The sequence below is a fragment of the Mesorhizobium sp. M0808 genome (assembly GCF_040320025.1).
Lineage (GTDB): Bacteria > Pseudomonadota > Alphaproteobacteria > Rhizobiales > Rhizobiaceae > Mesorhizobium.
Genome location: NZ_JAMYOX010000001.1, coordinates 298,488 through 311,059 on the forward strand (window position 1 = coordinate 298,488; position 12,572 = coordinate 311,059).

The 12,572-nt window shown below is 61.5% G+C and carries 15 protein-coding genes; 8 read left to right on the plus strand and 7 right to left on the minus strand.

Translation table 11 applies throughout. The annotated features are described in order from the left end of the window. The first annotated feature begins 150 nt into the window (after window positions 1-150). Window positions 151-639, plus strand: a complete 489-nt coding sequence (locus NKI25_RS01410) for a nucleoside deaminase (protein ID WP_352997857.1) — start codon at window positions 151-153, stop codon at window positions 637-639. 119 nt (window positions 640-758) lie between these two features. Here the strand turns inward: NKI25_RS01410 and NKI25_RS01415 are convergent, their stop codons facing one another. The 5 genes from NKI25_RS01415 to NKI25_RS01435 all read right to left on the minus strand — a co-directional run bounded on the left by NKI25_RS01415 (window position 759) and on the right by NKI25_RS01435 (window position 3,629). Further along, window positions 759-1,241, minus strand: coding sequence for a hypothetical protein (locus NKI25_RS01415; RefSeq protein ID WP_352757262.1), 483 nt, complete (start codon window positions 1,239-1,241; stop codon window positions 759-761). After that, window positions 1,238-1,657 carry a helix-turn-helix domain-containing protein gene (locus tag NKI25_RS01420; RefSeq protein ID WP_352595398.1) on the minus strand — a complete coding sequence of 140 codons (420 nt, stop codon included), beginning with the start codon at window positions 1,655-1,657 and terminating at the stop codon, window positions 1,238-1,240. Before NKI25_RS01420 ends, NKI25_RS01415 begins: the two co-directional genes overlap by 4 nt. After that, window positions 1,644-2,186, minus strand: coding sequence for a hypothetical protein (locus NKI25_RS01425; protein WP_352757264.1), 543 nt, complete (start codon window positions 2,184-2,186; stop codon window positions 1,644-1,646). Before NKI25_RS01425 ends, NKI25_RS01420 begins: the two co-directional genes overlap by 14 nt. A gap of 211 nt (window positions 2,187-2,397) precedes the next feature. After that, on the minus strand, window positions 2,398-2,526 hold the full coding sequence (locus NKI25_RS01430) for a hypothetical protein (protein WP_352757265.1): 129 nt from the start codon (window positions 2,524-2,526) through the stop codon (window positions 2,398-2,400). Window positions 2,527-2,732: 206 nt separating this feature from the next. After that, window positions 2,733-3,629, minus strand: coding sequence for an NAD-dependent epimerase/dehydratase family protein (locus NKI25_RS01435; protein WP_352757266.1), 897 nt, complete (start codon window positions 3,627-3,629; stop codon window positions 2,733-2,735). 146 nt (window positions 3,630-3,775) lie between these two features. Between NKI25_RS01435 and NKI25_RS01440 the strand changes: the two genes are divergently transcribed. Further along, the gene (locus NKI25_RS01440) at window positions 3,776-4,714 is read left to right on the plus strand and encodes an NAD(P)-dependent oxidoreductase (RefSeq protein WP_352997859.1); all 939 of its coding nucleotides are present in this window, start codon (window positions 3,776-3,778) and stop codon (window positions 4,712-4,714) included. A gap of 683 nt (window positions 4,715-5,397) precedes the next feature. On the opposite strand, the gene NKI25_RS01445 is transcribed toward NKI25_RS01440, so the two are convergent. Then, a complete protein-coding gene (locus NKI25_RS01445; RefSeq protein ID WP_023675806.1) occupies window positions 5,398-6,177 on the minus strand; it encodes a FadR/GntR family transcriptional regulator in 780 nt (259 codons plus the stop codon). Between the two features lie 144 nt (window positions 6,178-6,321). Next, window positions 6,322-7,311, minus strand: coding sequence for a sugar-binding protein (locus tag NKI25_RS01450; protein ID WP_352997861.1), 990 nt, complete (start codon window positions 7,309-7,311; stop codon window positions 6,322-6,324). Window positions 7,312-7,737: 426 nt separating this feature from the next. Between NKI25_RS01450 and NKI25_RS01455 the strand changes: the two genes are divergently transcribed. The 6 genes from NKI25_RS01455 to NKI25_RS01480 all read left to right on the plus strand — a co-directional run bounded on the left by NKI25_RS01455 (window position 7,738) and on the right by NKI25_RS01480 (window position 12,565). After that, window positions 7,738-8,478 (plus strand): ATP-binding cassette domain-containing protein, encoded by a 741-nt coding sequence (locus NKI25_RS01455; protein WP_023675804.1) that lies wholly within the window; start codon window positions 7,738-7,740, stop codon window positions 8,476-8,478. Window positions 8,479-8,512: 34 nt separating this feature from the next. Further along, entirely contained in the window at window positions 8,513-9,511 is a 999-nt protein-coding gene (locus NKI25_RS01460) for an ABC transporter permease (RefSeq protein ID WP_352453761.1), read from the plus strand. A gap of 315 nt (window positions 9,512-9,826) precedes the next feature. Beyond that, window positions 9,827-10,654 carry an AraC family transcriptional regulator gene (locus tag NKI25_RS01465; protein WP_352589810.1) on the plus strand — a complete coding sequence of 276 codons (828 nt, stop codon included), beginning with the start codon at window positions 9,827-9,829 and terminating at the stop codon, window positions 10,652-10,654. A gap of 108 nt (window positions 10,655-10,762) precedes the next feature. Continuing rightward, complete coding sequence (locus NKI25_RS01470; RefSeq protein ID WP_023675802.1) at window positions 10,763-11,206, plus strand: SRPBCC family protein; 444 nt, start codon at window positions 10,763-10,765, stop codon at window positions 11,204-11,206. A gap of 33 nt (window positions 11,207-11,239) precedes the next feature. Then, window positions 11,240-12,034 (plus strand): FAD binding domain-containing protein, encoded by a 795-nt coding sequence (locus tag NKI25_RS01475; protein ID WP_352594154.1) that lies wholly within the window; start codon window positions 11,240-11,242, stop codon window positions 12,032-12,034. Window positions 12,035-12,082: 48 nt separating this feature from the next. Continuing rightward, the gene (locus tag NKI25_RS01480) at window positions 12,083-12,565 is read left to right on the plus strand and encodes a (2Fe-2S)-binding protein (RefSeq protein ID WP_023675800.1); all 483 of its coding nucleotides are present in this window, start codon (window positions 12,083-12,085) and stop codon (window positions 12,563-12,565) included. Window positions 12,566-12,572 lie beyond the last annotated feature (7 nt).

The window sequence follows — 12,572 nt, forward strand, 5'->3', positions numbered from 1 at the left end:
TGCAGCGGTTTTGCGATAACGACATGCATCAAAACAAGAACCGAAAGCGCGTCGCATGAGGCCGGTCGAACGCGCGCGTTTTAGGCCGCCGACTTGTGTCGGCGGATTGTCCGGCACTATGGTCAAGCGGCATAGCCGGAGGATCTGCCGATGCCACAACGCCCCTATGATGAGCGGCTGCTCCGTCAGGCGTTCGAAGTCGCGCGCAAGGCCCGCGATGCTGGCGAACATCCCTTTGGTTCGCTGCTCGCCGACAAGGACGGCAATGTGTTGCGCGAGCAGCCCAACGCTTACAAAGCCCACGGGGGCGACCGCACCGCTCATGCCGAAAGGCTGCTGGCCTCGTGGGCGGCGATGAATGTCAGTCTCGAAAAGCTGGCTTCCTGCACCCTCTACACTTCGGCCGAACCTTGCGCGATGTGCTCCGGGACAATCTATTGGGCGGGCATCGGACGGGTCGTCTTTGGGCAGAGCGAACACGACCTCAAGGGGTTGACGGGCGCACATGTCGAGAATCCCACGCTCGACCTGCCCTGCAGGATCGTCTTCGAAGCCGGGCAGCGTCCGACTGAAGTCGTCGGCCCGCTGCTTGCCGATGAAGCGGCGCAACTCCAGGCCGAATTCTGGAAGGACAAGTAGCTCAATTGCCGCGCGGCGGGAAACGAGTGAGTGCTAGGCTCAGGACTTATTGATTAAAAGTATTGTCCCCTTCAAACAAGTGAAGCGGGGATCATCGGGGAGCCTTAACCCCTTTGGGCCTAAAGAGCAGCGGGGATGGGGTTGCCGGTTCCATCCCTGCTCAACTGCGAGATGCGCAATCGGCCAGCTGAGATTTCCTCCCCGTCGCGAACGACTACGACCACGAGTTTTGCAGGCTCCTGGAAGACCAAGGTTGACAGTTGAATGTTCATGCTAAGAGCCAATAATTTGACTGCATCCTTCTCAAATTCGAGGGGTCCTCTCTGGGGGATGATGTCGGTCTTCGGCACTGGAGCTTCTATCAAATCAACTACCCCACCGGCCTTGGATTCAAGACGAACTTTTATCGCGAGGGTAGGCAAAGTTTCTGGATACGGCTCAAGGTATTTAATCAGACACCATAGCCCAGTGGGCAACGCCCACGGCAAAGGTCCGTCGAATAAAACGACATCATTATAGACCCCTATGTGCAGTTGCTTCCCGTTGGCCTCCTGTCGAAGGTCATCGCAAAACACGACGCTAGCATGGGGGTTCAAAATCATGCTGCCTCAAGGCGTATTGAGACCGCACTGACGGTATCGGTTCCCGGCAGGATGGGATGCTGCCCGGAACTTGGTGTGGTCCCCGCTCCGAGCGTGAGCGGCTGTATCTCGCCCGCGGGCCCAAACCGACGGTTCATTTTTCTGTCTACGACCACAACCTCTACGTCTACCTCAAGGGCAATCGCGAGGTCCGAGATAGTGTCTATTTCCCAGTTCGGCTTTGTTCCTGAAAACCAGCGAGAGACCGCAGACTTGTTAATTCCGAGGCGATCAGCAAGCTGACTGAGGGTGAGCCCCGTTTCCGCTTTCCTGGCTTGGATGACCGCCCAAAAGGCACTCACAAAAGCCGAACGAAGCATCCCACGTTCGAACTCTTGAACGAACGCTTGGTCGGAAACCTTATTAGATTTTTTCATCCACATCTCGACACATTCCCTTCACGTACTCTAACGCTGTTGCTGCACGAAAAGGTTGCGCATTACCCATGGTGTTGCCCCAAAGATCGGGGATTCCAGCGGCGGTTTCGCTATAGTTCTTTTTGATTCCTAGCCAGTGTCGGCAATGCAGTCCTAAACCTATGAATACACCGGCGTCGAGGAACCTACCGAATAGACGCACTTGGACATGCCTGGGCTTTCGCGCACAAATTACCCAGACCTCGTCAACAGAATGCAGCCGTTCGATGTCTGGCCCCCGCTCGTCTGGGTCTCCTTTGAGGCTTGCCGTCACGAACCAACCGAAACAAAAAATCGCGATCAGTTCTTCCATTTTCGCCATCGGCAAATGGCTTAAGTCGGGATCCTTCCCAGCTAATCCTCTATAAACATTTGGCGTCACATACAGAAACCGCTTGGCCTCCACCTTCTGGTTAAGCGCAGGCCGCGCGACGAGCCGACCGGTTTCGACCGCCCGATACAAAATAGAGTTAGTTGCGTTTAAAGTCAACAATTTCCCCCGCTGGCCGCACCGTTCCTCTCGAATGGGGAAATGTGTTATTACCAGCCAGGAGATAGCCTATGTCAGATTCGAGCTTGAGTCAGGCCCTGCGAGCAAATCGATTGGAAGATTTCATCAAGCAACGGAAGCCAAAGGCGTTGGCCCTGTGGATAAAGCCGTTCTTATTCACGCCCCCCAAGTCATCAAACACAAGACAGGATCAGATCAACATCGCGTTCTGCATCAGGCGATAGTTCGACCGGAAAGTGAATTCGGCAAGGTAGCGATCCATGTATTTGGCCGGCGCGTGAATGTGGTCGAGCGAACCGAGTTCTTGAACAGGCTCCAAAAAATCTCAACATAATTGGTCGAAAGGAATTCGCCGGTGGCGTTGTAGAACGTCGACCAAATGTTTTTGCAGTGCCTCACGGTGCCGAGCTTGTACCCGTCACCCTCTATAACCCATAGGACATGAGTTCGTCGGTCGAGACGACAGAGCCCTTCTCAACTCGCGTCGGGGCTGGCCCAGTGCCGCCATCGCGTCAGCTGCGCCCGTCAGCTCGTCTTGACATATTTTCGCCAGCTGTGCTCCGGCCGGAAGCCGAGCATATCCCGTGCCTTGCGGTTGGAGAGCAGCGTCTCGTATTCGCCAAGTTCCCCCTTGACCGGCACATCGGGATAAAACCGCTTCAGGAGTTCGGCTGTCGGCAGATCGGACGAGGTGTCGTCGTTGGCCGCGTTGAACACCTGATAGCCGAGCCCGTCCTTTTCGATGGCGCGCAGCGTGATCTGGCCGAGATCGCGCGCGTCGATATAGCTCCAGGCGATGCGCTTGCGGAAACCTGGATCGGCGAACCATTTCGGAAACAGCGAATATTCGTGCGGCTCGATGACGTTGCCGATGCGCAAGGCATAAATGTCGAAGCCGCTGCGCAGGGCAAAGGCGCGCGCCGTCTTCTCGTTGACGACCTTGGACAGCGCGTAGCTGTCCATCGGGTCGACGTCGTACTCCTCGTCGAGCGGAAAATGCGTCGGGTTGCGCGGCTCGTTGGCGAAGACCAGCCCGTAGGTCGTTTCGCTGGAGGCGATCACCACCTTGCGGATGCCGAGCTTCACCGCGGCCTCGATGACGTTGTAGGTGCCGAGCGCGTTGATGCGGAACACCTCATTGTCGGGCGTGATCATGATGCGCGGGATCGCCGCGAAATGCACCACGGCATCGACCGGCTGCGTACGCAGCGAAGGGTCGAATTCATGCAGGCCGATATAGCTCGACAGCGCATTGAACACCTGCCCGCTGTCGGTGATGTCGGTGATCAGCGTGCGCACCTTGGGATTGTCGAGCGGCTTGGTGTCGATGTTGAGCACCTGGCAGCCCTGCTCGACCAGATACTGCACGACGTGGCGCCCGGCCTTGCCGCTGCCGCCGGTGAACATGATCCGCTTCGTCATTTTGCTCTCCCTAAGATTCATGTGTATTGTCAGACAATACCGAACTCTGCAATCGCCTGCCATGGCATGCGGCAAAAACCCGCTTCAACAATTCGCCGGCAAGGCGCACCGCCGTCATCCATCATTGCAAAATAGGACGAAACGAAATGAACACGACCGCCGCGAGCGAAAAGATCGGCTTCATCGGGCTTGGCCTGATGGGGCATGGGATCGCGAAGAACATCGTCGACAAGGGTTATCCGCTGACGTTTCTCGGCCGCAAGAACCGCAAGCCGGCGGAAGACCTGCTCGGCCGCGGCGCCAGGGAAGCGGCAACCTCGCGCGACGTCGCGGCGGCATCCGATATCGTCTTCATCTGCGTCACCGGCTCGCGCGAGGTCGAAGCCATCATTCGCGGCCCAGGCGGTCTCAACGAAGGCCTGAAGCCGGGATCGGTTGTCGTCGATTGCTCGACCTCTGATCCCGTTTCGACGGTGGCGCTGGCCGCCGAGCTCAAGGCGCTCGGCGTCGATTATGTCGATGCCCCGCTCAGCCGCACCCCGAAGGAGGCTTGGGAAGGCACGCTCGATGCCATGGTTGGCGCGCCCGACGCGGTCTTTGCCCGGCTGAAGCCGGTGCTCGAAACCTGGGCCGGGCGCATCGTCCATATCGGCGACACCGGTGACGGCCATCGCATGAAGCTGCTCAACAATTTCATCTCGCTCGGCTACGCCGCGATCTATTCCGAGGCGCTGGCGCTGGCGCAGAAGGTCGGCATCTCGCCGCCGCGCTTCGACAGCGTCATCCGCAACGGCCGCATGGATTGCGGCTTCTACCAGACCTTCATGCGCTGGACGCTGGAAGGCGACCGCGACGCGCACAAATTCACCATCGCCAATGCCTTCAAGGATCTCACCTATCTCGAGTCCATGGCGGGTGCTGCCGGCATCGCCAACCCGCTCGGCAACGCCACCAAGAACGCCTTCGTCGGCGCCTTCGCGGCCGGCCCCGCCGACCAGTATGTGCCGATGCTGGCGACGCATATCGGCAAGGTCAACGGCGTCGACCTGATGCCGACCAGGGATGGCAAGAAGCAGACGATCTGAGGCGGCCGATCAGCTCTCTGCCACGCAAGCTCACTTCATTCCGAGGCGTAAGCGCCACTGGCGAAGCTGCCGACCTCCCCTGAGGCAGTGCAATCGCATGTAGGCAGGTGCCCCCTCACCCGGATTGCCAACCGAATTCCAAAGGGAAATTCGGGGCAATCCGACCTCTCCCCGAGGGGAGAGGAGGTCGCCAGCGCCGGCGTCAGCCTCTTCTCCCCAGCGGGAAGAAGGTGGCCGCCCACGGGTCTTGCCTCCGGCAAGCCCGAGGACAGGCTCCGCGGCCGGATGAGGGGAACTCCCTATGCGATTGCCCCGCCTTGTTGGGGCGATGTCCGGCAGGGCAGAATGGGTTCCATCCGACGTTGGTATCGGCAGCACGCGCAACGCCAGAAACAAAAAACCCGCCTCGGGAGGCGGGTCGTTGGAGCCAATTAGCACCATACCGAAATTAGTAGCATAGCTGCCGGCACAAAGCAAGAACAAAATAGCTGCGACGGCAAAAAGTCCGAATTCCTTTCCCACCCGAGGTCGCCGCCCTCATTGCCTAGCGTTGATGATCAGCGAAAGCCGAAGTGGCATCCAATCTCCCCCCTCGTGGGGGAGATGTCCGGCAGGACAGAGAGGGGCGCGAAGGAAGGCGAGTTTTGCAATCGTTCGGAGCAACGCCAGCCCTGGCGCATAAATCACCGCCGCGACCGGCCGATAACGTCGTCGGTGTTGGCAAGAAGCCTGTGCACCGCGGCACGGGCTGCAGCCGGTCGCTGCAGGCGGATGTTCTTCTCGATCGCCTCGTGCAGTGCCTGCGCCCGCCGCTGATCGCTGGTCTCGCGGGTGACGAACTGGAACAAATGGTCGAGCGCCGATTCGATCAGCACGCCGAGCGGCACCAGCAGATCGTTGCCCGAGGCCCGCAGGATGGCGAGATGAAACCGCGTGTCGGCGCGCGTGCGCTCCTGCAGGTTGGTCGCCTCGCCCATCTCGCGGCAGGCCTGGCTGATCTCGGCCATCTGCTCGTCGGTGCGTCGCATCGCGGCAAAGGCGCTGGCCTCCGGCTCGATGATGTGGCGGAATTCCTGCACGGTCCTGAGGAACACCTCGCGGTCCGGCGAGGTCGCATACCAGGCCAGCACGTCGCGATCGAGCAGGTTCCAGCGCTCCTTCGGCTCGACCCAGCTGCCGATTTTCGGGCGTGACGCCAATAGGCTCTTCGCCATCAGCATTTTTATGGCTTCGCGCACCGCCGAGCGGCTGACGTCGAAGGTCTCGGACCATTTGGCTTCGTTGGGCAGGATGGTTCCCGGCGGATAGTCGCCGCGCACGATCCTCAGCCCGATTTCGTTGGCGAGCGAGGCGTGCACGCTCGAGCCGGGAAAGTGTGCGGCATCGGCACGCCGAACGACGGCCGGCCGCCCAGGCTCTGCCTTGAATTTGGCGGGTCGCTTTTTTGATGTCGCGTCCGGCATTGGTATTCCCCGGCAACTGCTTGTCGAAAGCCTGAACTCAGGGCACGACAAGGCAGCGGCCTACGCTCCAAAGCAGCGTCGCCTCGTGCGTTTGTATGGACGATGCGTAACGGGGCGCCCGACGGGCGCCCCGAAACTGCGAACCTACTTCTGGATGCAGGTGTCGACGGTGTCCTTGGTGCATTCGTCGAGGCCGGTGAACACCGGATCGGCGACCGGCTTGCCGTCGACCAGGTCGATCATCACCGAGGGTGCCTTGTAGCCCATCTCGAACGGCCGCTGGCCAACCAGTGCAGTCACCAGCCCGTCACGGGCAATCGCCACCTCGTCGCCGATCGTGTCGGCGGCGCCGATGACGAAGGCGTTGCTGGCGATCTTGTCGGCCATCGGCTTGAACAGGTCGCGGTAGGGCTGCGGAGCGCCGAACAGCGGCCAGCCGCCCATGATGCCGAAGGCGTCGAGATCGGGATTGGCGGCGAGGATGTCGGTCATCGCCTGCACGCCCTTGGCGCCGTCGTCATTGGTGAACACCGGGCAGCCGGCAACTTCCGTCCAGCCGCCTTCGCCCGCCAGCGCCGCGAGGCCGTCCTTGCCCGACAGCGCGTCACGCATGCCCTGCGCGCGGCGCAGGATGTTGTCGGCGGCCGGATTGCCTTCGATGGTGCAGATCTTGCCGCCATTCGGCTTGGCCTTCTTGATGTATTCGCCGATCTTGTGACCCATCAGGTAATTGTCGGTGCCGAGATAGGTCTTGCGCAGCGCCGCATCTTCCTTGCTGAGGTCGGCGTCGAGGGTCATGATCGGGATCGACGGATTGGCGCTTTTGATCGTCTGCGCGATCAGCGGCGCGTTCGATGGCGAAATCGCCATTGCCACCGTATCGGGCTTGCTCAGCATGTCCTGGACGATCTGGGCTTCACCGGCCTCATCCGAGGTCGATGCCGGTCCGGTGTAGAAGCACTCATATTCCGAGTCGGCGTTTTCCTTGTTCCACTTCTCGCAACCCTGGTGGATGGCCTCGAAGAATGGATTGTCCAGACCCTTCACCACGATGACGAGCTGTTTCTTGGCCATAGCCGGCCCGGCACCCAGCGCCATGACGGCGGCGGCAGCGAGCAATAGTGATTTCCTCATGTCAGTCCTCCCTTTGAAACAAACGGACACGGCGTGCCCGCCACACACAGACCGACCCGGAGCAAGATGACAGAGGACGTCGCACTCGTGTCGCCAAGCCAGGTCGATAAGCATTTTCATATTCAGTCTCAGACCGGCACCGACAGATATCGCTGGTTACCAAATCCCTGACCGACAAACCCTCACCGATTCCTTCCGGCAACCCGGGGGCTCGGCGCAAGCTCCTCCGACACTTAGCTAATATCGCCTTGTCACCGACGTCAATGCTATTTGTCCTACAAAACTGATTTTTCGAAAGAAGCCGTGGTTGACGCCAAGGAGGCTTATGCGTAAATGGGCAAAATCGCTGCTTCCGGGAGGAACTGGGGAGAGCGAATGGCCGCGGCAGAACCGCAGGCCGCAAAGCACGGGGAGGCAAGAAGGCTGGTGGCGGTTCTCGAACTCACCAACATCTCGAAGCATTTTGGCGCCATCCAGGCGGTCAACGACGTTTCGTTGTCGATCGAGGCCGGACAGGTTGTCGGCCTGATGGGCGACAACGGCGCCGGCAAGTCGACGCTGGTCAAGATGATCGCCGGCAATTTCCCGCCGAGCCATGGCACGATGCAGATGGACGGCAAGGAGCTGATCCTGCACAAGCCGGTCGAGGCGCGCCAGCACGGCATCGAAATCGTCCATCAGGACCTGGCACTGTGCAACAATCTGACGGCCGCCGCCAACGTCTATCTCGGCCGTGAATTGCGCCGCGGCCTCGGGCCGCTTCGCATCCTCGACTATGCCGCGATGTACAAGCGTGCCGGCCAGATCTTCGCCGAGCTGAAATCCGAAACCCGCCCGCGCGACCTGGTCAAGCAAATGTCGGGCGGCCAGCGGCAAGCCGTGGCGATCGCCCGCACCATGCTGTCGCAGGCCAAGATCGTGCTGATGGACGAGCCGACGGCGGCGATCTCGGTGCGCCAAGTCGCCGAGGTGCTGAACCTGATCCGCCATTTGCGCGACCAGGGCATCGCCGTCGTGCTGATCAGCCACCGCATGCCCGACGTCTTTGACGTCGCCGACCGCGTCATCGTCATGCGGCGCGGCCGCAAGGTCGCCGACAAGACGATCGCATCGAGTTCGCCGGAAGAAGTCACCGGGCTCATCACCGGCGCCATCGAACAGGTATGATTGACGCCTCAACCATGAGTAAAAAAGGTCGATAATGGCAGTCACCCTTGATCAGACGATCGCGCACAAGCAGCACACCTTGCTGAGCAAGGTGTTTGCCAGCCAGACCTTCTGGGTGGTGATCGCGGTCATCCTCGCCTGCCTGTTCCTGTCGGTGGCCACGGATTCCTTTGCCACGACCAAGAACCTCTACAACATCACCCGCAACGTCACCTTCGTCGCCATCGTCGCGCTCGGCATGACCTTCGTCATCATCACCGGCGGTATCGACCTGTCGGTCGGCTCGGTGCTTTGCCTGTGCTCGATGGTGCTGGCCGTGACCATGCATGCCGGCTACGGCATCGAGATCGGCATTGGCGCTGCGATCGCGACAGCGCTGATCATCGGCGCCTTCAACGGGGTTCTGATCGCCTATCTCGGCTTTCCGCCCTTCGTGGTGACGCTCGGCATGCTGTCGATTGCGCGCAGCCTAGCCATGGTCGCCTCCAACAACACCGTCGTCTTCCAGTTCGGGCCGGATCACGACAAGCTGCTGGCGCTGGGCGGCGGCGCCTGGGTGTTCGGCATCGCCAATCCGGTGCTCTACATGATCGTGCTGGCGTTGATCACCGGCTTTGTGCTGCGCTGGACGAAATTCGGCCGGCACATCTTCGCCATCGGCGGCAACGAGCATGCGGCAACGCTGACCGGCGTTCCGGTGCGCCAGATCAAGGTCGTCGTCTACATGATCTCGGCAATGGCGGCTGGCCTTGCCGGCATCATCCAGACCGGCTGGCTGGGCGCGGTCACCACCAATCTCGGCAACGGCATGGAGCTTCAGGTGATCGCCGCCACCGTCATCGGTGGCGCCAACCTGGCCGGCGGCATGGGCACAGCCTTCGGCGCGGTCGTCGGCGCGGCGCTGATCGAGGTCATCCGCAACAGCCTCGGCCTGCTCGGCATCAATGCCTTCTGGCAAGGCGTGTTCATCGGCGGCGCCATCCTGCTCGCCGTGCTGTTCGACCGCATCCGCAATTTCAGGCGCAACGACTGACGTTCAAGCGCAGCCTCCCCCTTCTCCCCTTGTGGGAGAAGGTGTCGCCGAAGGCGACGGATGAGGGGTGCTCCAGCTTGGCATCGCCTCATTTCTTCCAACACCCCTCAACCGTCTCGGCGCTAGCGCGCCGATCCACCTTCTCCCACAGGGGGAGAAGGGGACGCGCTCCTATCGCCGGGTCTGAAAATCCGCCGCTGCGGCGCATGGCCGGCGCCCGGACGTGCACATCCGTCTTGACGCAAGCCCGAACTGAGCCGCACAATCGCTCGCAGCAGGCGAAGGGAGGCCAGTCGCCTGCGGGAGGATATACCCATGACGGAAGCGATCAGGCTCTACTGGGGCCGGTTCGGACATGTTTCTGTCCTGAACGTCGCCAGCGACTTCGTCACCCATGCCCATGTCGAGGCGCATATCATCATCTGGCTGGAAGGCACGGCCGGCGAGATGACCATCGGCCGTGAGACGGTGCGGCTTGGACCGGGCACTGCCGCCGGCATCAATTCCTTCCAGCCGCACAGCCACGCTCTGTCCCGCGACGGCACGCCTGGCCTGTTCCTCGCCTTTTACATCGACCCGGACTGGGCTCGAAGGCGCCGCGAGCTGCCTTCCGCCGCGCCGCTGTTCTCCGCCCCGGCAATCACGCTCGAGCCTTGGCTGCACAAGGCAGCGGCCAACCTCCTCGATCATCTCAGCGACAATGAGAGCATCGACGACATCGCCAACTACGAGATCGAGCGCTTCATCGACAGCGTACTCGACGCCGCCGATGCCTCCGCACCGCAGACGGTGCGCGCCCGCGTCAACACCATGCAGGACTTCCGCGTCCGCAAGGCGATCCAGCTGATGAAAGCCAATGTCTGCGAGCGTATCTGCTTCGACGACGTGGCGCGCAGCGTCGGCCTGTCGCGGCCGCATTTTTTCGCGCTGTTCAAGGAACAGACCAATCTGACGCCCAACGTCTATTGGAACACGCTGCGCATGGAGGAAGCGGTGCGGCAGTTACAGTGGTCGCAGGAGCCGCTGATCTCGGTCGCCTGCAATCTCGGCTTCACCACGCAAGGCAATTTCTCGCGCTTCTTCCGCGACCATGTCGGAGTCCCGCCGACGCTTTACCGCGAGGCGGCGCGGGCGATCAGCTGAGCGCCCGTTTTTTCAGACTATTTGATAGGCGTTCAAGACGCATTGATAAGCGCTGCCGAGCCTGCCGCCCTACCCTCCCAAGCAGCTGATTTGCAAGGGAACGATCATATGGCGAAAGTCACCATCTCCAGCGTCATCGACGCACCGGTCGAAAAGGTCTGGGCGCGCATACGCGACTTCAACGGCCTGCCGACCTGGCACCCGCGCATGGTCGAAAGCCATATCGAAGACGGCAAGGATGCCGGCACGATCGGCTGCGTGCGCAATTTCCAGCTCGCCAGCGGCGCCCGCCTCCGCGAAAAGCTGCTCGATTTCTCCGACGAGAACTTCCTCGTCAGCTACGCCATCCTGGAGACGCCGCAGCCGCTGACCAACCACAAGTCGACGCTGCAGTTGCGGCGGGTGACGGACGGCGACCGCACCTATGCCGAATGGACCGCCAGCTTCGACGCCGCTCCCGAGGAAGCCGATAAATTGGCCGAAGGCATGGGCGCCAATGTTTTCCAGGGCGGGTTCAACGCCCTGAAGAACCACTTTGCCGGCCAGAGTTGAATGACGGACTAAGCCCGAAAAAGGGAGCGTTCCATGGCGCTTGCACTGCAGACTTTCGCGACGGTGAAGGACGCCGGCGCGGCGCTGAAAGCCGCCGGCGCCCGCTATCTCGGTGGCGGCACACTGGTCGTGCGCGCCGCCAATGAAGGCGACGTGTCGATCTCCGGTTTCATCCGGTCGACCGAACCGGCGCTGTCAATTATCCGCATTTCCGGCGGCGAGGTCCGCATCGGCGCTTCGGTGACCATGGCGGCGGTCGCCCGTCACTCGGATCTCACCCCCCTTGCCCACGCCGCGCGCGCTGTCGGCGGCCCGGCGATCCGCAACATGGCGAGCGTCGGCGGCAATCTCTTCGCGCCAACGCCTTACGGCGATTTCACCGTTGCGCTGCTGGCTTTGGATGCAACTGTCAGCACCGATGACGGCGAGCTGCCGATTGAGACATTCCTCGCAAAACGCGAGAGCAACCACGCCATCGTCACTGCGGTCGGCTTCACGCTTCCGAAAGAAGGCGGCTTTCGCTTCCTGAAAGTGTCGAGGGTCAAGCCAAAGGGCATTTCGGTGCTGAGCATCGCGACCGTGCTGGAGCACGCACCGGACGGCACTGTGTCGTCCGCGCGGATCGCGCTCGGCTGCATGGCCGACCGGCCGATCCGTGCCAGGGCGGCGGAGAAGGCCCTGATTGGCCGGGAACTCACGAGCGAGGGCATCGCACCGGCACTGGCTGTTGCCCGCGACGGCACTTCGCCGCGAACCGATCCGATCGCCAGTGCCTGGTATCGCAACGAAGTCCTGCCGGTCCATCTCGGCCGGCTGCTGCTCGCCTGAAAGCCGTGGCGCGTATGTCCGCCTGGCTGCGGCGCAAGGAGTAAAAAGATGGCAAAGGTCCCGGTTCAGTTCACGCTCAATGGTGCCGAAAAGGCCGAATTCATCGACAGCGGCACAACGCTGCTTCATGCGCTGCGCGACAAGATCGGCGATACCTCGCCGAAGGGCGGCTGCCACCAGGGCACTTGCGGCGCGTGCTCGGTCATCATCGACGGCGAGCTCAGGCTCTCCTGCCTGACGCTGGCCGAGACCTGCAATGGCGCGACTATTGCCACGACCACGGGGCTGGCGGAAGGCGGCGTGTTGCATCCGCTGCAATGCGCTTTCCTCGACGCCTTCGCCACCCAATGCGGTTTCTGCACGCCGGGCATGATCATGGCCGCCAAGGTGCTGCTCGACCAAACCCCGAACCCCAGCCGCGAGGATGTGGTCGAGGCACTGTCCGGCAATATCTGCCGCTGCACCGGCTACGAACCGATCATCCAGGCAGTGCTGAGCGCTGCGCGCTCCAATTCGCAGAACGCGGCTTGAGGGGAGT

Excerpts from the sequence above, each read along its gene's own strand:
- NKI25_RS01445 (WP_023675806.1), bottom strand. The coding sequence starts at position 6,177 with ATGCCGGACGCGACATCAAAAAAGCGACCCGCCAAATTCAAGGCAGAG.
- NKI25_RS01475 (WP_352594154.1), top strand. The coding sequence starts at position 11,240 with ATGGCGCTTGCACTGCAGACTTTCGCGACGGTGAAGGACGCCGGCGCG.
- NKI25_RS01435 (WP_352757266.1), bottom strand. The coding sequence starts at position 3,629 with ATGACGAAGCGGATCATGTTCACCGGCGGCAGCGGCAAGGCCGGGCGC.
- NKI25_RS01410 (WP_352997857.1), top strand. The coding sequence starts at position 151 with ATGCCACAACGCCCCTATGATGAGCGGCTGCTCCGTCAGGCGTTCGAA.
- NKI25_RS01460 (WP_352453761.1), top strand. The coding sequence starts at position 8,513 with ATGGCAGTCACCCTTGATCAGACGATCGCGCACAAGCAGCACACCTTG.
- NKI25_RS01415 (WP_352757262.1), bottom strand. The coding sequence starts at position 1,241 with ATGATTTTGAACCCCCATGCTAGCGTCGTGTTTTGCGATGACCTTCGA.
- NKI25_RS01440 (WP_352997859.1), top strand. The coding sequence starts at position 3,776 with ATGAACACGACCGCCGCGAGCGAAAAGATCGGCTTCATCGGGCTTGGC.
- NKI25_RS01470 (WP_023675802.1), top strand. The coding sequence starts at position 10,763 with ATGGCGAAAGTCACCATCTCCAGCGTCATCGACGCACCGGTCGAAAAG.
- NKI25_RS01420 (WP_352595398.1), bottom strand. The coding sequence starts at position 1,657 with ATGAAAAAATCTAATAAGGTTTCCGACCAAGCGTTCGTTCAAGAGTTC.
- NKI25_RS01450 (WP_352997861.1), bottom strand. The coding sequence starts at position 7,311 with ATGAGGAAATCACTATTGCTCGCTGCCGCCGCCGTCATGGCGCTGGGT.
- NKI25_RS01465 (WP_352589810.1), top strand. The coding sequence starts at position 9,827 with ATGACGGAAGCGATCAGGCTCTACTGGGGCCGGTTCGGACATGTTTCT.
- NKI25_RS01480 (WP_023675800.1), top strand. The coding sequence starts at position 12,083 with ATGGCAAAGGTCCCGGTTCAGTTCACGCTCAATGGTGCCGAAAAGGCC.